Origin of the sequence: Synechococcus sp. GFB01 (assembly GCF_001039265.1) — a bacterium.
Lineage (GTDB): Bacteria > Cyanobacteriota > Cyanobacteriia > PCC-6307 > Cyanobiaceae > NIES-981.
Genome location: NZ_LFEK01000002.1, coordinates 38,417 through 54,833 on the forward strand (window position 1 = coordinate 38,417; position 16,417 = coordinate 54,833).

The 16,417-nt window shown below is 70.4% G+C and carries 14 protein-coding genes and 4 pseudogenes; 7 read left to right on the forward strand and 11 right to left on the reverse strand.

All coding sequences use genetic code 11. The annotated features are described in order from the left end of the window. Positions 1 to 12: 12 nt before the first annotated feature. On the reverse strand, positions 13 to 774 hold the full coding sequence (locus SYNGFB01_RS00405; RefSeq protein ID WP_048016468.1) for a tetratricopeptide repeat protein: 762 nt from the start codon (positions 772 to 774) through the stop codon (positions 13 to 15). Beyond that, positions 771 to 1,859 carry a Holliday junction branch migration DNA helicase RuvB gene (ruvB, locus tag SYNGFB01_RS00410; protein ID WP_048016469.1) on the reverse strand — a complete coding sequence of 363 codons (1,089 nt, stop codon included), beginning with the start codon at positions 1,857 to 1,859 and terminating at the stop codon, positions 771 to 773. Before ruvB ends, SYNGFB01_RS00405 begins: the two co-directional genes overlap by 4 nt. Positions 1,860 to 1,935: 76 nt before the next feature. Between ruvB and smpB the strand changes: the two genes are divergently transcribed. Further along, complete coding sequence (gene smpB / locus SYNGFB01_RS00415) at positions 1,936 to 2,436, forward strand: SsrA-binding protein SmpB (RefSeq protein WP_048016448.1); 501 nt, start codon at positions 1,936 to 1,938, stop codon at positions 2,434 to 2,436. 1,543 nt (positions 2,437 to 3,979) lie between these two features. On the opposite strand, the gene SYNGFB01_RS15040 is transcribed toward smpB, so the two are convergent. Beyond that, positions 3,980 to 4,531 (reverse strand): serine/threonine-protein kinase, encoded by a 552-nt coding sequence (locus tag SYNGFB01_RS15040; RefSeq protein WP_235299828.1) that lies wholly within the window; start codon positions 4,529 to 4,531, stop codon positions 3,980 to 3,982. After that, a pseudogene (locus SYNGFB01_RS00425) lies at positions 4,528 to 5,530 on the reverse strand (cysteine synthase A). Before SYNGFB01_RS00425 ends, SYNGFB01_RS15040 begins: the two are co-directional and overlap by 4 nt. A gap of 67 nt (positions 5,531 to 5,597) precedes the next feature. Here SYNGFB01_RS00425 and egtB point away from each other — a divergent pair. The 5 genes and pseudogenes from egtB to SYNGFB01_RS00450 all read left to right on the forward strand — a co-directional run bounded on the left by egtB (position 5,598) and on the right by SYNGFB01_RS00450 (position 9,399). Further along, positions 5,598 to 6,815 carry an ergothioneine biosynthesis protein EgtB gene (gene egtB, locus SYNGFB01_RS00430; protein WP_048016470.1) on the forward strand — a complete coding sequence of 406 codons (1,218 nt, stop codon included), beginning with the start codon at positions 5,598 to 5,600 and terminating at the stop codon, positions 6,813 to 6,815. Between the two features lie 23 nt (positions 6,816 to 6,838). Next, a pseudogene (egtD, locus tag SYNGFB01_RS00435) lies at positions 6,839 to 7,809 on the forward strand (L-histidine N(alpha)-methyltransferase). A gap of 25 nt (positions 7,810 to 7,834) precedes the next feature. Continuing rightward, on the forward strand, positions 7,835 to 8,086 hold the full coding sequence (locus SYNGFB01_RS00440) for a hercynine metabolism small protein (protein WP_048016471.1): 252 nt from the start codon (positions 7,835 to 7,837) through the stop codon (positions 8,084 to 8,086). Beyond that, positions 8,083 to 8,580, forward strand: a complete 498-nt coding sequence (locus SYNGFB01_RS00445; RefSeq protein ID WP_048016472.1) for a hercynine metabolism protein — start codon at positions 8,083 to 8,085, stop codon at positions 8,578 to 8,580. Before SYNGFB01_RS00440 ends, SYNGFB01_RS00445 begins: the two co-directional genes overlap by 4 nt. Before the next feature lie 9 nt (positions 8,581 to 8,589). Next, positions 8,590 to 9,399, forward strand: a complete 810-nt coding sequence (locus SYNGFB01_RS00450) for a YdcF family protein (RefSeq protein WP_048016473.1) — start codon at positions 8,590 to 8,592, stop codon at positions 9,397 to 9,399. A gap of 11 nt (positions 9,400 to 9,410) precedes the next feature. On the opposite strand, the gene SYNGFB01_RS00455 is transcribed toward SYNGFB01_RS00450, so the two are convergent. From SYNGFB01_RS00455 to SYNGFB01_RS00485, 7 genes and pseudogenes are all read right to left on the reverse strand, one after another. Beyond that, positions 9,411 to 9,674, reverse strand: coding sequence for a hypothetical protein (locus tag SYNGFB01_RS00455; RefSeq protein WP_048016474.1), 264 nt, complete (start codon positions 9,672 to 9,674; stop codon positions 9,411 to 9,413). A gap of 42 nt (positions 9,675 to 9,716) precedes the next feature. Beyond that, positions 9,717 to 11,218: pseudogene (gene lysS / locus SYNGFB01_RS00460) on the reverse strand (lysine--tRNA ligase). Positions 11,219 to 11,309: 91 nt separating this feature from the next. Then, positions 11,310 to 12,089 (reverse strand): response regulator transcription factor RpaB, encoded by a 780-nt coding sequence (rpaB, locus tag SYNGFB01_RS00465; protein WP_048016475.1) that lies wholly within the window; start codon positions 12,087 to 12,089, stop codon positions 11,310 to 11,312. 130 nt (positions 12,090 to 12,219) lie between these two features. Continuing rightward, entirely contained in the window at positions 12,220 to 13,542 is a 1,323-nt protein-coding gene (locus tag SYNGFB01_RS00470; RefSeq protein ID WP_048016476.1) for an extracellular solute-binding protein, read from the reverse strand. A 3-nt stretch (positions 13,543 to 13,545) separates the two neighbouring features. Then, complete coding sequence (gene mreD / locus SYNGFB01_RS00475; protein ID WP_048016477.1) at positions 13,546 to 14,061, reverse strand: rod shape-determining protein MreD; 516 nt, start codon at positions 14,059 to 14,061, stop codon at positions 13,546 to 13,548. Then, a complete protein-coding gene (mreC, locus tag SYNGFB01_RS00480) occupies positions 14,058 to 14,813 on the reverse strand; it encodes a rod shape-determining protein MreC (RefSeq protein WP_048016478.1) in 756 nt (251 codons plus the stop codon). The genes mreD and mreC overlap by 4 nt, the downstream gene beginning before the upstream one ends. Before the next feature lie 5 nt (positions 14,814 to 14,818). Continuing rightward, a pseudogene (locus SYNGFB01_RS00485) lies at positions 14,819 to 15,864 on the reverse strand (rod shape-determining protein). 125 nt (positions 15,865 to 15,989) lie between these two features. Between SYNGFB01_RS00485 and SYNGFB01_RS00490 the strand changes: the two are divergent. Then, positions 15,990 to 16,373, forward strand: coding sequence for a single-stranded DNA-binding protein (locus tag SYNGFB01_RS00490; protein ID WP_048016479.1), 384 nt, complete (start codon positions 15,990 to 15,992; stop codon positions 16,371 to 16,373). The last annotated feature ends 44 nt before the right edge of the window (positions 16,374 to 16,417 follow it).

Sequence of the window (16,417 nt, forward strand, 5' to 3'; positions counted from 1 at the left end):
CGGCGAAGCGGCTCAGCTGAGGGCCAGGAATTGCTCGAGGGCCTGCACCGGCCGGGGCGGCCAGCGACGGGTTCCGACCAGCCATTCTCCCTGGCGGTAGCGCGGATCGAGGCCGGCGGCGGCAGCCCAGTGGCTTTCGGCCTCCCCACGCACGCCCCGCTGCCAGAGCAGGGCGGTGAGGGCCGCCCGGGCGTCGGCGAACAGCGGATGGCGGCGGATCAGGGAGCGCAGCTGCCGCTCGGCCTCATCGAGATCCCCCAGCTCGAAGCTCGCCAGCGCCGCACTGGAGCGCGCCATGGCGAAGCCGGGCCGGGCCTCGGCGGCGGCCGCGAAGCTGGCCCGGGCGGCCGGCCAGTCGCCCAGCGATCCCTGCACGTTGCCGAGGTTGTAGAGCGCCGATGCCCGCGGTTCCCCCGGGGCCTCGAAGCGCTCCAGGATCCAGCGGTAGTCGGCCTCAGCGGCCTCCCAGTCGCCGCGTGCCTCCTCGGCGGTGCCGCGGTTGAGATGGGCATCGGCGCTGTCCGGCTCCAGCTCGAGGGCCCGGGTCTGGTCGGCGATCGCCGCAGCGGCATCGCCCAGGGCCAGCTGCACGTTGCCGCAGTTGCTCCAGGCGGCCGCATCCGCGGGGGTGCGTTCCAGCACCCGGTTCCAGAGCGGCAGGGCGTCGCCGAAACGTCCCTCCCGGCTGGCGTTCAGCGCCTGATCGAACAGCTGCGGCAGGCTCGAGGCCAGGGCAAGCTGCAGGGTCAGCAGCAGCGCCAGCAGGCCGCTCATGCCGCCCGGCCGAGATGGGCACGGCCGGCGTCGGTGAGCACCCGGCCCCTCGGGGTGCGCTGCAGCAGCCCCTGCTGCAGCAGAAAGGGCTCCACCACCGCCTCCAGGGTGACGGGATCCTCGCCCAGGCCGGCGGCCAGGGTCTCCAGACCCACCGGCCCGCCGCCGTAGCCCTCCAGCATCAGGCTGAGCAGGCGCCGGTCATGGGCATCGAGGCCCAGGCCATCGACCCGGTGCAGGCTGAGGGCCTGATCCACCAGGGCGGCGTTGATGCGGCCATGGCCGCCCACGGCGGCCACATCCCGCACGCGGCGGAGCAAACGGTTGGCGATGCGGGGGGTGCCGCGGCAGCGCCGGGCAACCTCCAGGGCCGCCCCGGACTCCAGATCGAGATCCAGGAGCCCGGCCGCCCGCAGCACGATCGCCTGCAGATCGTCGAGCCCGTAGAACTCGAGCCGCTGGATCAGGCCGAAGCGATCCCGCAGCGGCGAACTGAGCGAGCCGGCGCGGGTGGTGGCCCCCACCAGGGTGAACGGGGCGATCGGAAGGCTGCGACTGCGGGCGGTGGTGCCCTTGCCCACGGTGAGATCGAGGCGGAAATCCTCCATCGCCGGGTAGAGCAGCTCTTCGGCCACCCGGTTGAGGCGGTGGATCTCATCGATGAACAGCAGCTCGCGCGGCTGCAGATTCACCAGCAGGCCAACGATGTCGCGCGGGCGTTCCAGCGCCGGGGCGCTGGTGATGCGGCAGCGCACCCCCAGCTCCTCGGCCAGCACCAGGGCCATGGTGGTCTTGCCGAGGCCCGGTGGGCCGTAGAGCAGCACGTGATCGAGGGCCTCACCGCGACTGCGGGTGGCCTCCACGGCGATGCCCAGCACCTGCCGGAGCTCGCTCTGGCCGATGTACTCCTGCAGCCGCCGCGGCCGCAGCGAGTCGGCAGGGAGGCCATCGGCCTGAAAGGAGTCGGGCTGGCCGAGCTCAGTCACCTCCGGCTCGGCCGCATCCACCAACCGCGCTCCAAGGAGCCGCTCTGCACCGGGCTGTCCTGAAGAGGGACGGCCTGAACCGGACGACACGATGGCCATGAGAGGAGGGTACCGGCAATGCCAGGCGCTGGGGGGCCTCTAGGGTCGATCCGGTGCAGAGATGAGGCCGGCAACGATGGCGAAAGGCGGAGCAAAGCAGGCCGCCGCCAGGGCCCGGCGTAACGCGGCCAATCGCCTGCTGGCCGACAATCGCTTCGCCCGGCACCAGTACGAGATCCTCGAAACGCTGGAATGCGGCGTCGAGCTGCTCGGCACCGAAGTGAAATCGATCCGTGCCGGCCAGGTGAATCTGCGCGATGGTTTCTGCCTGGTGCGCAATGGCGAACTGCAGCTGCACAACGTGCACATCTCGCCCCACAGCCATGCCGGCGCCTATTTCAACCACGACCCGCTGCGGGTGCGCCGGCTGCTGGCCCACCGGCGCGAGATCGATCGGCTGCGCGGCGCCCTCGATCAGAAGGGCCTCACCCTCGTGCCCCTCAACATGCACCTGAAGGGGTCCTGGATCAAGGTGACGATCGGCCTGGGCAAGGGCCGCAAGCTGCACGACAAACGCCAGGAGGAGCGCCGCAAGCAGGACGCCAGGGAGACCCGGGCCGCCATCGCCCGGCTCTGACTCTGGCCCGCTGGAGGCTCAGTTGACCGGCGGCGGCGGCTCCGGCTGGGGCTGGGGTGGCGGTGGTGGCGGTTCGGGAATCGCGGGCCTCGCCGTCGGGGCAGCCGGCCGGGGTGCAGGAGGAGCAGGCCTTGGTGCGGGAGTCGCGGGAGCAGCCGGGCGCTCCTCGGCGGCACCGGGCTCCTGGTTGGGTTCCGGATTCTCCGGCTGCTGCGACTCAGGCTCCCCCGGAGCGACGAGGGCGGATCGGCGCGCAGCGATAGGGTGATCAGCGCAGGGGCAACCCCCTCGTTGCTGACCAGCAACTGCACCGGCGAGCGGCGCTGGGGGCCAAGGCTCACCACCCGCAGCGGACCGCGCGACTCGAGCAGCTCACCATCAGCACCGAACACACTCATCTGCATCAGCGGCGAGCCGTTCACCCCCAGCACCAGCCGGTAGCCCTCCGGCACGCGGATCGGGAACAGCCGCGCACCGTTGGCATCAACCTCGGCGGTCACAACCCTGGTTTTGCGGCCCTCGGCGGTGATCGGATCGATGCGCACGTTGGCAAGGGTCTGCTCGGCGGCGGCGAACCAGAGCTGGCGGAAAGGCTCCGGGGGGAGATCAGCGTCCGATTCGCTGTGACCGGGGAGCAGGGTCTGGGCACTGCCCGATACGAGCTGACGCAGCACCGCCGAACTCAAGCCCTGGCCCACAAGGCTCCGCTGCCGCCGTTCCCAGTCACCCATGCTGAAGCCTCCCAGCCGCTGCCGGAGATCCAGCGGCAGCTGCTCCACCCGGGCCAGCCATTCCTCGGCCAGTTCGTTCCACACCCGCCGCAGCGGCTCGTCGTCGGGGGAATCACCAGGCAGACGGCCACCGCGCTCGGGGAAGCGGGCCAGCAGGCTGGCATCCACGAGTTTGAGAAACCAGGCCCGGTCCACCTGCATGGCCCGCAGGCGGTTGAGCAGCTGCTGGCGCTGATCCACCTCCGCCTGGGGCAGGGTGCCTGGCAACTGCAGCGCCGCATCGGGGATCGTGGGGCCGGCACCCTTGCTGCGGCTGAGCCACCACCAGCCCAGGGCCGTGCCCACCACCGCCGAGAGCACGAGCGCGATCAGCACGGGCCAGATCCCCCCCTCGGCCACCTCCTCACGCGATGCCCCACGGTTGCGGCGGGACGCGGATGGCGTTGACGGCGCCACCGGCAGCGGCGGCAGCTCGATCGCTGCCTCCTGGCTCAGGGGTTCCTGGGTACGGGGCTCCTCGATGCGGGGCTGAACACCCGTGACACCCTCCTCAGGCGGTGCCGCCGGCTTGGGCTCCGGAACCATCAGACTGGGTTCGGGCCGAGGCACCGGGCCGCTGCTCCCCGGCATCGGCAGGGCCTCGAACACGGCGAGGGCCTCACGGGCCGAGACGAGCCGTTCGGTCGTGTCGCCCCCAAGCAGGCGGGCCAGGGCCGCCTGCAGAGCGGGCTCCCCCGCCAGCACCGTGGGCCACAGCCAGGTGCCGCTGCCGCGGTCGTGCAGCTGATCGGCGGGGGCGCCGCTCATCAGCGTCAGCGCCAGCAGGGCCAGGTCACGCAGGTCCTGCGATGGCTCGGGTGGGGGGCGTCGAGGGAACGGCCGGCCGTGAGCTGGCAGCAATCCAGCAGCACCGGCAGGCCATCGCCATCGCGGCGCAGCAGCTGGGCCGGCCGCAGATCGCCATGCGCCAGCTGCTGGCCATGCAGCACGGCCAGCACCGGCAGCACCTGCCGCAGCACCAGCAAGGCCTCACCGGGCCCGTAGACCAGGCCGCGCTCCAGCCGCAGTTGCAGCAGCTGCTGATAGCTGCGTCCCGCCTGCCATTCGCGCACCAGCCAGAGCTGATCGTCCGCCTCGATCGGTGCCCCCAGGCGGGGGATCTGGGGATGCAGCACCTGCTGCCAGCGGTTCCAGAGCGCACGCATCGGCTCGGCCGGCTGGCCGGAGGCCAGCTGCCAGAGCGCCACGCCGGCACCACCGGCCAGCTGGTCGGATGCCACCCAGAGGCTGGCCTGCGGCGCCTCGCGCAGCCGCCGCTCCAGGCGGTAGCGCCCGCCGATCAGCTCACCCACGGAGGCGCTCATGCGGCCACACCCACGGGCCTGCGCTCGGGCTGCCGCAACCCCCTGGCGCCCAGCCAGTCGGCGTCATAGAGGCGGGAGCGGTAGCGGTCGCCGCTGTCGCAGAGCACGGTCACGATCGTGTGACCTGGCCCCATGCGCCGGGCGGTCTCCACCGCCGCGGCCACGTTGATGCCCACCGACCCTCCGAGAAAGAGCCCCTCCTGCCAGAGCAGCCGGTAGATGGTGTCGAGGGCGGCCTGATCGTCGATGCGCACGGCATCATCGATCGGGGCTCCCGCCAGATTGGCCGTCACCCGGCTGTTGCCGATGCCCTCGGTGATCGAACTGCCCTCGCTCACGAGCTCACCCGTCTTGGCCCAGCTGTAGAGGGCGCTGCCATGGGGATCGGCCAGCACGCAACGCACGGCCGGATTGCACTGCTTCAGATAGAGGCCACGCCGGCATAGGTGCCGCCCGTGCCGGTGGCCGCCACCCAGGCATCCACCTTGCCACCCGTCTGCTCCCAGATCTCCGGGCCGGTGGTGCGGAAGTGGGCAGCGCGGTTGGCCAGATTGTCGAACTGGTTGGCCCATACGGCGCCAGGCGTCTCAGCGGCGATGCGGCCCGACAGCTTCACATAGTTGTTGGGGTCGCGGTAGGGCACCGCCGGCACGGTGAGCACCTCGGCACCGAGGCTGCGCAGCAGTCCGATCTTCTCGGCCGACTGGGTGTCGGGAATCACGATCAGCGCCTTGTAACCGCGGGCGTGCAGATATGGGTGAGGCCGATGCCGGTGTTGCCGGCGGTGCCCTCCACCACCGTGCCGCCCGGCTGGAGCAGCCCCTGCTGCTCCGCGTCGAGCAGGATGCCCAGAGCCGCCCGGTCCTTGACCGAACCGCCGGGGTTCATGAATTCGGCCTTGCCGAGAATCTCGCAACCTGTGAGCGCACTGAGGGCCTGCAGGCGGATCAGCGGCGTGTGACCCACGGCGCCCACGAAACCCTCTGTGATGCCGCCCATGGCCACACGACTGCGTGGCGGGATCGTAGGCAAGCTGCCTATCGTCAAACGGCATCGCCACCACCCCATGACCGGCGAGCTGCGGTCGCGCATGGTGGAGGTGCGCCAACGCAGCCTGGAGCTGATCGCTCCGCTGGAGCCGGAGGACCTCTGTCTGCAGGGCATGGCCGACGCCAGCCCGCCCAAGTGGCACCTCGGCCACACCACCTGGTTCTTCGAGCAGTTCCTGCTGCGGCCCCAGCTGGAGGCGGGCCTGGAACTGGGCTACGAGCCGGCCCCGGTGGCCTGGAGTTATCTGTTCAACAGCTATTACGACGCAGTCGGAGCGCGTCACCCCAGGACTGAGCGCGGCCTGCTGAGCAGGCCACCGATCGAGGCGGTGCTGGCCTGGCGCCGGCGCGTGGATCAGGGACTGGAGGAGCTGCTCGATCAGCTGCCCCGGCTGGAGTGTGCACGGGCTGGAGAGCTGATGGCCCTGCTCGAACTGGGGCTGCAGCACGAACAGCAGCACCAGGAACTGCTGCTGATGGACCTGCTGGATGGCTTCAGCCGCAACCCTCTCGAGCCCGCCTACTCCCGCGACCTCCAGAGCGGCCCTGAGGCGCACTACCAGCAGCTCATCGGTGGCGGATCGGGCGACACCCACTGGCTGGAGCACCCCGGCGGTCTGGTGGAGATCGGCCACGACGGCAATGGTTTCCACTTCGACAACGAGGCCCCGCGCCATCGCCAGTGGCTCGAGCCCTTTGCCATCTCCTCCCGACTCGTGAGCAACGGCGAGTACGCCGCCTTCATCGCCGCGGACGGTTACCGCCGGCCCGAGCTGTGGATGAGCGAAGGCTGGGCGGTGGTGCAGCAGCGCGGCTGGCAGGCTCCCCGCTATTGGCGCGATGACGAGGAATTCGGCCTGGCCGGCCGCCAGCCGCGCCGGCCGGAGGCCCCGGTGCGTCACCTGAGCTGGTTCGAGGCGGATGCCTATGCCCGCTGGGCAGGAGCGCGGCTTCCCAGCGAAGCGGAGTGGGAGGTGATGGCAGGTGAGCTGCCTCAGGCCCAGGGGCTGCTGTGGCAGTGGACCGCCAGCCCCTACCGGCCCTATCCGGGATTCCGGCCCGCGGCGGGGGCGGTGGGGGAATACAACGGCAAGTTCATGAGCTCCCAGATGGTGCTGCGCGGCAGCTGCTTCCTCACCCCGGCCGGCCACGCGCGCCGCAGCTACCGCAACTTCTTTCCGCCCTGGAGCCGCTGGATGGCGGCAGGGCTGAGGCTCGCCCGCGACCGCTCCTGAATCCGCCCGCTCCGCATCACCCCATGCACCTGCAGACCCGAGCGCAGCTGATCGACCTGCATCCGCCGGCGGCCGACATGGCCCGGCTGGTGCGGCAGGGGCTGACCCGGCGACCGCGGCAGCTGCCGGCCTGGCTGCTCTACGACGCGGAGGGTTCCCGCCTGTTCGAGGCGATCGGTGACCAGCCGGAGTACAGCCTCACCCGCGTGGAAACGGCCCTGCTGGAGGATCGGGCCTCTGAGCTGGCGGCAGCCCTGGGACCAGGGGTGCTGGTGGAATTCGGCGCCGGCAACCTGCGCAAGGTGGCCCCCTGCTGGAAGCGCTGCGGCCGCCGGCCTACGTGCCGCTCGACATCAGCGCCGCCCATCTTCAGCAGGCCTGCCGGACCCTGCAGACCCAGGTGCCTCAGGTTCCCGTGCTGGGCATCTGCTGCGACTACAGTCAGATGGAGGAGCTGCCGCCGCACCCGTTGCTGCAGGGGCAGCGACGGCTGGGCTTCTATCCGGGCAGCTCGATCGGCAACTTCAGCCCGGCGGAAGCCCGGGCCCTGCTGGAGCAGTTCGGCCGGCTGCTGGGCAGCGGCAGCCGGCTGCTGATCGGCATCGACCATCCCAAGGCGGTGGAGCGGATGGAGGCGGCCTACAACGATGCCGCCGGCGTGTCGGCAGCGTTCGCCCGCAACCTGCTGGTGCGACTCAACCGCGATCTGAAGGGCGACTTCGAACCGGCCGCCTTCCGCTACCGGGCCCGATGGCAGGCGGCCGAGAGCCGCATCGCCATGGCCCTCGAGAGCGTGCGCGACCAGACGGTGGAGCTGGCCGGGGACACCTGGCGGTTCGCGGCGGGGGAGCAGCTGATCACCGAATACAGCGTGAAATACACCCTGGAGCGCTTCCTGGCCCTCGCCCAGCAGGCAGGCTGGCGGCTGAGCCGGCGCTGGTGGGATCCGGCCGGCGAACTCTCGCTGCTTCTGCTGGAGCGGGCAGACTCCTGACAGCACATGAGCTGAGGAGCGGGGGATGAGCCGGGAACAGCAGCGGGCCGCCATGCGTCAGATGCGCGAAGGACTGATCGAGGAGCTCGAGGAGCTCTACCGCCGCGCCTTCGATCGGATCAGCGACCAGGATCTGGGAGAGGGGGCGATCGCGCGGCTCACCCAGTTGCTGCTGCGCTCGCGCGAAGCGGCCATCACACCCCTGCAGCAGGAGATCGAGGCGCCTCTGATCACCAGAGCTGCCGGCACGCCGCCGGCACCCCAGGACGCCCCGTGAGCTGGCTGGAGGAGCTGGAGAGCCGGCTGGAGCAGCAGCTGGAGGCCTTTCTGGCCAGCAACCCAGCCCAGGACGCCCTGTTGCGTGAACAGGAGGCCCGCGACCGCCAGGCTCGCCTGATCGGCCGGCGACGGCAGCTGCAGCTGGAGGCCGAGCAGCGGCGGAACCGCCTGCTGGAGCTGGCGGGCGAGATCCGCCAGTGGCGCGAGCGGGTGGCGCGGGCCCGTCGCGCCGGCGCCCATGAACTGGCGGAGCGGGCCGAGGCCCATGGAGCTTCGCTGATGGATCAGGGCCGCCGGCAGTGGCTGCAGCTGGAGGGGCTCGGCCGGGAGTTCGCGGAGCTGGAGGGGCAGCTGAGCGAGCTGGGAGACCTGGCCGGCCGGCAGCGGGCAGCAAAAGCATCACCGAGCGACAGCCAGGCCGATCTGGAGCGGGCCTGGGCCGCCTTCGAAACCGAGCAGGAGCTCGAACAACTGCGGCGCCGACAGGGTTGATCGGCGGCCATGGGATTCCTGCTCTCCAAATTGCTGCCGCTCGTGCTCTATCCGCTGGGACTGGGGCTGCTGCTGCAACTCGTCGGCCAGATCGGCGGCCAGCGTCGCTGCTGGGGCCGCTGGGCCAGCGGCCTGAGCTGGAGCGGCATCGGCCTGATCTGGCTGTTTTCGCTGCCGCTCACCAGCCGCCAGCTGATCTGGGGGCTGGAAACGCCCGCCGCGGCCCTCACCCCGCACTCCCTGCCCCGGGCCGATGCCGTGGTGGTGCTGGGCGGCGGCCTGCGACCGCACCTGCCGCCCCGGCAGGCGGTGGAGGTGGCCGAGGCGGGTGACCGACTGCTCACGGGACTGCGGCTGCTGCGCCAGGGCCGGGCGCCGGTGCTCGTGACCAGCGGAGCCCAGGTGAGCTTCACCCGCAAGGATCCTGCGCTTCCGGAAGCCCTCGGCGCCCGCCAGCTGGCTCTCGAACTGGGAGCGCGGCCGCAGCAAATCCTCGTGAACCCCGGCTCCCGCACCACGGCAGAGGAGGCGGTGCACATCGGAGCGCTGGGCCGGCAGCGCGGTTGGCGCCGGATCCTGCTGGTGACCAGCGCCTTTCACATGCCGCGATCGCTGGCAACCTTCCAGGCCCGCAGCGGCCTGGAGGTGATCCCGGTGAGCTGCGATTTCCTGCTGCCGGACCGCTTTCACTGGGGGGATCCCACACCGGGCAGCCTGGCTCAGGACCTGCTGCCCGATGCCGGCGCCCTGGCGCTGAGCACGGTGGCGCTCAAGGAGCACCTCGGCCTGACGATCTACCGCCTGATGGGCTGGAGCTGACGCGGGCAGGCCTACTTCTTGGGAGCCGGCGGCACCAGGCTGACGCCCTCCGGCGGCGGCGTTGGATCGGGATCGGCGATCAGCATGTGCTGCAACACGATCTCGGGGCGCTCGCTGTCTCGCCAGCGGATCCGGTAGGCCGGCATCTTGGTGCCACGGCTGGTGGTCTGCTCCACCGGCTCCATCACCCAACCCCGGCGGGAGCGGCCCTGGGGGTTGCGCTTCACCACCGCATCGGCGTGCTTGAAGCGAAAACCTACGCGCTCACCGCTCATTGCACCGAGGGTCCCGCTGGGGGAGATTGCCTACTCGATCCATTATCCCACTGCAGCTGTCGCACCCGGCTCCGGGCGCAGCAGGGGGAAGGCGATCACATCACGGATCGACGGGCTGTCGGTGAACAGCATGGCCAGGCGGTCGATGCCGATGCCCAGCCCTCCGGTGGGGGCATGCCCACCTCCAGGGCGTGGAGGAAGTCTTCATCGACTCCCTGAGCGTCCAGATCGCCGACCGCGCGGCGGCGCTGCTGCGCCTCCAGCCGCTGGCGCTGATCGAGCGGATCGATCAGTTCGCTGAAGGCATTGGCCGTCTCGCGGCCCACGATGAACAGCTCGAAGCGCTCCACCAGGCCTTCCTTGCTGCGGTGGCCGCGGGCGAGAGGGGAGATCTCCACCGGATAGTCGAGCACGAAGGTGGGCTGCACGAGGTTGGCCTCCACGGTCTGCTCGAAGGCCTCGTTGAGCAGGCGACCCACCGAATCGGCCAGCTCCGGCACCTCCAGCCCCTTCTCCCGCATGGCGGCCGCGGCCAGTTCGCGGCTTTCGAAGGCATGGAAATCGAGTCCGCAGGCCTGCTCCACCAGCTCGTGCATGGTGGCGCGCCGCCAGGGAGGCGTGAGGTCGATCTCGCCGCCCTGGTAGGTGATGCGGGTGTCGCCGCACACCTGCTCGCAAGCCGAGCTGATCAGCTGCTCGGTGAGATCCATCATGTCGTGATAATCGGCGTAGGCCTGATAGATCTCCACCGAGGTGAACTCGGGGTTGTGACGGGTGCTCACCCCCTCGTTGCGGAAGATGCGGCCCAGTTCGTAGACCCGCTCGAAACCGCCCACCACCAGCCGCTTGAGGTGCAGCTCGGTGGCGATCCGCAGCGTCAGCGGCAGGTCCAAGGCGTTGTGATGGGTTTCGAACGGCCGGGCATCGGCCCCGCCGGGCACGCTCTGCAGCACCGGTGTCTCGATCTCGAGAAAGCCCCGCTCATCCAGCCAGCGGCGCATGGCGCTCACCATCCGGGCCCGGCGCCGGAAGGTCTCGCGGGTGTGGGGCGACACGATCAGATCGAGGTAGCGCTGGCGGTAGCGCTTCTCCACATCGGCCAGACCATGCCACTTGTCGGGCAAGGGCTGGAGAGCCTTGCTGAGCATCTGCCAGCCGCTCACCTTCACCGAGAGCTCACCGCGGTCGGTGCGCCGCAACGTGCCCGTGACACCGATCAGATCGCCGGCATCCACCAGGGAGGTGAGCTGGCCGAAGGCCCCAGGGCTGGCCGCCTCGAGGGTCGCCTTCTCGAGATAGAGCTGGATCGGCCCCGATTCATCCACCAGGGTGAAGAAGGCCAGCTTCCCCATCACGCGCCGGGTCATCACCCGACCCGCCACCGCCACGGCGGCCAGGCGCTCCTGGCCGCTGGGCAGATCGGCGTGCAGCCGCTGCAGCTCGGCATGGCAGTGGCTGGGCTCGAAGCGCAGCGCGTAGGGACCCTGGCCCAGCTGGGCCAGGGCAGCGGCTTTCTCCAGACGGGTCTCGCGCAGATCCGACACCGGCGATCAGGGGCGACTCAGTCGGCCCATCCTGCAGGAGAGGAGGCTCGGGCCGGATCTGGCATGCATGGAAAGGTGAGCGGCTGGCGGATCAGCCCAGGGCCGCCAGACCCGTATCGCCCACCCGCTGCGAGGCGTAGCCGGTGCCGCGCACGGTGAGGATCAGCTCGGGGTTGCGGGGATCGGGCTCGAGCTTGCCGCGCAGGCGCGCCACGTACACGTCGACCACGCGCAGATCGGCGGCACGGCGTGGCGGATAGCCCCAGAGCTGTTCGAGGATCTCGGCACGGGGAACCACCCGGCCTGGCTCCCGGAACAGCAGCTCCAGCAGGCTGAATTCGGTGTAGGTGAGGGCGATGCGCTCGCCGTCGCGGGTCACCTGGCGCCGGTTGGTGTCGACCACCAGGTCGCCCACCCGCAGCACACCGCTGCCGGTCGGCAGCTCGCGCGGCTCAGTGCTGGCCGAGCCGCGGCCCACCCGCCGCAGGATGGTGGCGATGCGGGCTTCGAGCTCCTTGGGGCTGAAAGGCTTCGGCAGGTAGTCGTCGGCACCCAGATCAAGCCCCGAAACCCGCTCGGCGATGGCATCGAGGGCCGAGAGGAAGATGATCGGCACGCAGGATTCGGCCCGCAGGCGACGGCAGACCGCGAAGCCATCGAGCTTGGGCAGCATCACGTCGAGCACCACCAGATCGGGCTGCTCCTGGTGGAAGAGGCCGATCGCCTCCTCACCATCCTCGGCGCAGATCACCCGGTAGCCGGCCAGCTGCAGTCGCATCACCAGCACCCGCCGCACCGCCGCCTCGTCGTCCACAACCAGGAGGGTGGCTCTGGGCTCAGCGGACGGATTCGGCCTGTCCTCAGCGGGCATAGGCGAGTCGCCGACATGAAGAATCGCAACCCTACCCGTCAGCCTGCCCCGAGGTCAGCCCCGGGCCTGCTCGGCTGGAGCCGGTCTGAACAGATTTAAGACTTTCTGCAGGAACGGATCGCAGGAACCGTCAGGGCCAGCGCGCCTGGGCATAGCGGTTCCACTCCTGCTCGGCCGTCGCCAGGGCGGCATCGCTGTCGACTTCACCGAGCATCGCCCGTTGCAGCTGCGTGTAGAGGATCGCCTGCAGACGCTTCACGCCGGGCAAGGCCGGCACGAGCACCCGGGCCCGCTCGAGTGTCGCCGCCGAGAGCAGTCGGGCCTCGCGCACCAGCGGCGGATCATCCGAGCTGCGAATGCGCTGGCCCAGCTGTGCCAGGGCGGCGGTGGCCGAAGGCAGCACCCGGGCCTGCTCGGCAAAGCGGAGCTGGTTGGCGGCATCGGTGAGGAACAGAGCCAGGCTGAGCGCCTCGGCGGGCAGGGCGCTCTGGCGTGGCACCACCAGATTCATCAGGGCCACGTTGGCCTCGCCACTCTCACCGGTGAGCGGCGGGAAGGGAGCGGTGCGGGCCGCCACCCCGGGCGCGTTGGTCTGCAGATTGCGCAGGAAGTCGGGTCCGGTGGCCACCTGGGCCAGCTCTCCGGCCTGATAGAGCTCGATCGCCCTTCGGTAGCCCTGGCTTACCACTTCACGCGGTAGCAGGCCCCGCCGGTAGAGATCGCTCCAGAAGACGAACGCCCTGCGTCCGGCTGTGCTGTTGAAGGCAGCGCGCTGCCGGCCATCGAGGAGCTGCACACCCATCTGCACCAGGGTCTCGAGCAGCTCGGCCGAATCGTCGGGCACCACGGTCATGAACACGGCGTAGCGTCCGGTGCGGCGGCGCACTGCTTCGGCATAGGCCGGCAGCTGCTGCCAATGGAGCGGCGGCACCGCATAGCCGGCCTGCTGCAGCAGCAGCCGGTTGGCCAGGGTGATGCGGGTGGTGAGGTACCAGGGGATCGCGAAGAGGGAGTCCCCCTGGCGACCGGCCTGCCAGACCCGCGGCAGATACGCCTCGGCTGCTCCGGGTGGCAGCAGCGGCTCCAGATCCAGCAGGCCCCCCTTGCTGGCCAGGTTGGCGGCGAAGGGAGGATTGAGATTCACCAGATCGGGCGCCGTGCGGGCGAACACCGCCGCCAGCAGCTTGCGCTCCACCGAGCCCCAGGGCACGTCGGTCCAGATCACCCGCACCCCGGGATGGGCCCGCTCCCAGGCCGCGATCACGCCCCGGATGTAGGCGTTGAACTTGGGCGCCAGATCCAGGGTCCAGAAGTGCAGCGCCTTCTCCCCCGCCGCTGGCCGTCGGGTGCCGCAGGCCGCCAGCAGGCCACCACCGACCCCGCCGCCGAGCAGCTGCAGCAAGCGACGGCGCGGCAACCGCGAAGCCTGAACCGGGAGCCTGCGAGCTTCCATGCTTCAGCGGCGCAGGGCAGGAACGGGCAGGAACGCCTGGCTGCGGGAGCGCCAGAGCCGCAGCTGCAGGGAGCACAACACCGGTGCCAGCACGGCCGTGAGCAGGCTCTGCGCCAGCAGCGTATGCCAGGCCGCCGGGTCCTGGAGCTGCCACAGGCGCTGCTGCAGGATCAGCGAACCCGCCAGGAGCACGCTGCCCAGCAGTGCCAGCAGGCCCAGGTTGAAGCTGCGCTGGATGCGACTGCGCCGGCCCAGCCGTCCCCACCACCAGCCCAGCACCACCAGGGCCGGCAGGGTGCTGAGCGGACCCGGATGCAGCGCGTCCTGCATCAGTCCCACGCCCAGCCCCGCCAGCGTGCCGGAGACAGGCCCGTCGACCAGGGCCCACGGCAGAAGCCACAGCACCGCCCAGGCGGGGGCCACCCCGGCCAGTTTCAGCCAGCCCGGAGAGCCCAGCGTGACCAACGGCACCAGCAGGGCTGAAGCCACACACCAGGGCTGACGGGCCAGGCTGATCAAGACCGCACCCCTCGCCGTTGCACCGTCACCCAGTCGATCGCCTCGAGCGGCGCGCTCAGCTGCACAATCGCCTCCGGAGCCGGCACAGCCTGCTCCTCGACCGACTGGATCACCCCGACCGTGAGGTTGGGGGGCACCAACGTGCTGGCGGGGGAGGTGCTGACCACATCGCCGGGCCGCACCCCGGGATCCTTCTCGATGAAGCGCAGCAGAGGCCTGCTGGTGCCGAGACCCACCAGCAGGGCATGGCGCCGGGTGCGGCCCACCCACACGCCGATGGCGCTGGAGCTGTCGGTGAGAAGGGTGACCCGGGCTGTGGAGGGGGTCACCGCGCTCACCAGGCCGATCAGACCGCCGGGTGCCGCCACCGGATCACCGGGGGAGACCCCCTGGAGGGAGCCCCGGCCGAGCACCAGCTGCTGCCACCAACCGCCGAGCTCGCGTGAGATCACCGGAGCCGTCACGGTGTCGTCGCCGGATCGGCGCTGGAGGTCGAGCAGCTGACGCAGGCGACGGTTGTCCTGCTCAAGGGCTGCCAGTCGCGCCTGCTGGTCGACCTGCTGGGCGGTGCGCAGCCACTCACTCTGGGCCGAGCCCGGCCAGAACGGCCGACTGAGCAGGGCAAAGGCGTCGCTGAGCAGCGCACCCTTGCTGAGGCGCACCATCAGCAGCACGCCGAACACCAGCAGCCAGGGGCCGGCTGAGGTCAGCAGCCGGGCGGAGGGCAGCCTCGAGCTGCGACCCAGGGGCATCGGGCTCAGGCCACCTGGCGCACGAAGTCGGGGGTATCGAGCACCCGCTGCAGGCGCTTGTAGTCCTCCAGGACCATGCCGCAGCCATTGACCACACAGAGCAGGGGGTCCTCCGCCACGTGGGTGAGGATGCCGGTCTCGTGGCTGATCAGGTCGCTGATGCCACGCACCTNGGCTCCACCGCCGGCGAGCATGATGCCGCGATCCACGATGTCGGCAGCGAGCTCGGGCGGGGTGCGCTCGAGGGTGCGCTTCACCGCCTCCACGATCACGTTGAGCGGTTCGGCCATCGCCTCGCGGATGTCGCCGGCACGCACGTTGATGGTGCGGGGCAGGCCGGAGAGCAGGTGCAGGCCGCGCACGTCCATCGATGTCTCGTCGTGGAGATCATCGGGGAAGGCGGAGCCGATGCGGATCTTGATGTCTTCGGCGGTGCGCTCACCCACCACCAGGTTGTGCACCTTCTTGAGGTAGGTCCCAATGGCGTCGCTGAGTTCGTCACCGGCCACCCGCACCGACTCGCTCAGCACGGTGCCGCCCAGCGACAGCACAGCCACCTCGGTGGTGCCGCCGCCGATATCCACGATCATCGTGCCCACGGGCTCGGTGACCGGCAGGCCGGCCCCGATGGCGGCGGCCACGGGCTCATCGATCAGGTGCACCTCGCGGGCGCGGCCAGGCCGGCCTCGCGCACGGCGCGGCGCTCAACACCGGTGACGCCGCTCGGGATGCCGATCACCAGACGGGGCGCCACGATGCCGCGGCCCTCGTTGCCCTTCTGGATGAACGACTTGATCATCTGCTCGGCGGCGTCGAAGTCGGCGATCACGCCATCGCGCAGCGGCCGCACGGCACGGATGTTGCCGGGGGTGCGGCCGAGCATCAGCTTGGCCTCCTCGCCCACCGCCAGGCAGGTGTTGCGTTCCAGGTCGAGGGCCACGACCGAGGGCTCCTGGAGCACGATCCCCTTGCCGGAGACGTACATCAGGGTGTTGGCCGTGCCCAGGTCGATGCCGATATCACGGGAGAACTGGAACCGACGGAAGAACACGAAGGCACGGCAGGCGGACGTCGAATCATAGAGGGGTGTTACAGACGGCCCCAAGGGTGGAACTGATCTGAGGTGGCCCTCCGAGGGGGTGCCGCATCATTGATTCACGAGCAAGGAGAAGCGCCATGGGCGTCAATTCCGTCACCCTGGTCGGCCGCGCCGGCCGCGACCCGGAGGTCCGTTACTTCGAGTCGGGCAGCGTGGTGGCCAACCTCACCCTGGCGGTCAATCGCCGCAGCTCTGGCGACGAGCCCGACTGGTTCAATCTGGAGATCTGGGGCAAGCAGGCCCAGGTGGCCGCCGACTATGTGCGCAAGGGATCCCTGCTGGGGATCATCGGCAGCTTCAAGCTGGATCGCTGGACCGACCGCGCCACCGGCGAGGAGCGCAGCAAACCCGTGATCCGTGTCGACCGCCTGGAACTGCTGGGTTCCAAGCGCGACAGCGAGGCGATGGCCGGCGGTGGTTTCGGCGGTGGCGAGCCCAGTGAGGAGGAAGTACCCTTCTGAACCCTGTGGGGTGAGGTGGGTGGGTTCCGAGCCTGAGCTCTGAA

What these genes read in the sequence shown, in the direction of transcription:
- SYNGFB01_RS15040 (WP_235299828.1), bottom strand. Translation starts at nt 4,531, where the DNA reads ATGAGCGCCTCCGTGGGTGAGCTGATCGGCGGGCGCTACCGCCTGGAG.
- SYNGFB01_RS00440 (WP_048016471.1), top strand. Translation starts at nt 7,835, where the DNA reads ATGAGCCGGGAACAGCAGCGGGCCGCCATGCGTCAGATGCGCGAAGGA.
- mreC (WP_048016478.1), bottom strand. Translation starts at nt 14,813, where the DNA reads ATGCCCCTGGGTCGCAGCTCGAGGCTGCCCTCCGCCCGGCTGCTGACC.
- SYNGFB01_RS00470 (WP_048016476.1), bottom strand. Translation starts at nt 13,542, where the DNA reads ATGGAAGCTCGCAGGCTCCCGGTTCAGGCTTCGCGGTTGCCGCGCCGT.
- SYNGFB01_RS00405 (WP_048016468.1), bottom strand. Translation starts at nt 774, where the DNA reads ATGAGCGGCCTGCTGGCGCTGCTGCTGACCCTGCAGCTTGCCCTGGCC.
- ruvB (WP_048016469.1), bottom strand. Translation starts at nt 1,859, where the DNA reads ATGGCCATCGTGTCGTCCGGTTCAGGCCGTCCCTCTTCAGGACAGCCC.
- rpaB (WP_048016475.1), bottom strand. Translation starts at nt 12,089, where the DNA reads ATGCCCGCTGAGGACAGGCCGAATCCGTCCGCTGAGCCCAGAGCCACC.
- smpB (WP_048016448.1), top strand. Translation starts at nt 1,936, where the DNA reads ATGGCGAAAGGCGGAGCAAAGCAGGCCGCCGCCAGGGCCCGGCGTAAC.
- egtB (WP_048016470.1), top strand. Translation starts at nt 5,598, where the DNA reads ATGACCGGCGAGCTGCGGTCGCGCATGGTGGAGGTGCGCCAACGCAGC.
- SYNGFB01_RS00490 (WP_048016479.1), top strand. Translation starts at nt 15,990, where the DNA reads ATGGGCGTCAATTCCGTCACCCTGGTCGGCCGCGCCGGCCGCGACCCG.
- SYNGFB01_RS00450 (WP_048016473.1), top strand. Translation starts at nt 8,590, where the DNA reads ATGGGATTCCTGCTCTCCAAATTGCTGCCGCTCGTGCTCTATCCGCTG.
- SYNGFB01_RS00455 (WP_048016474.1), bottom strand. Translation starts at nt 9,674, where the DNA reads ATGAGCGGTGAGCGCGTAGGTTTTCGCTTCAAGCACGCCGATGCGGTG.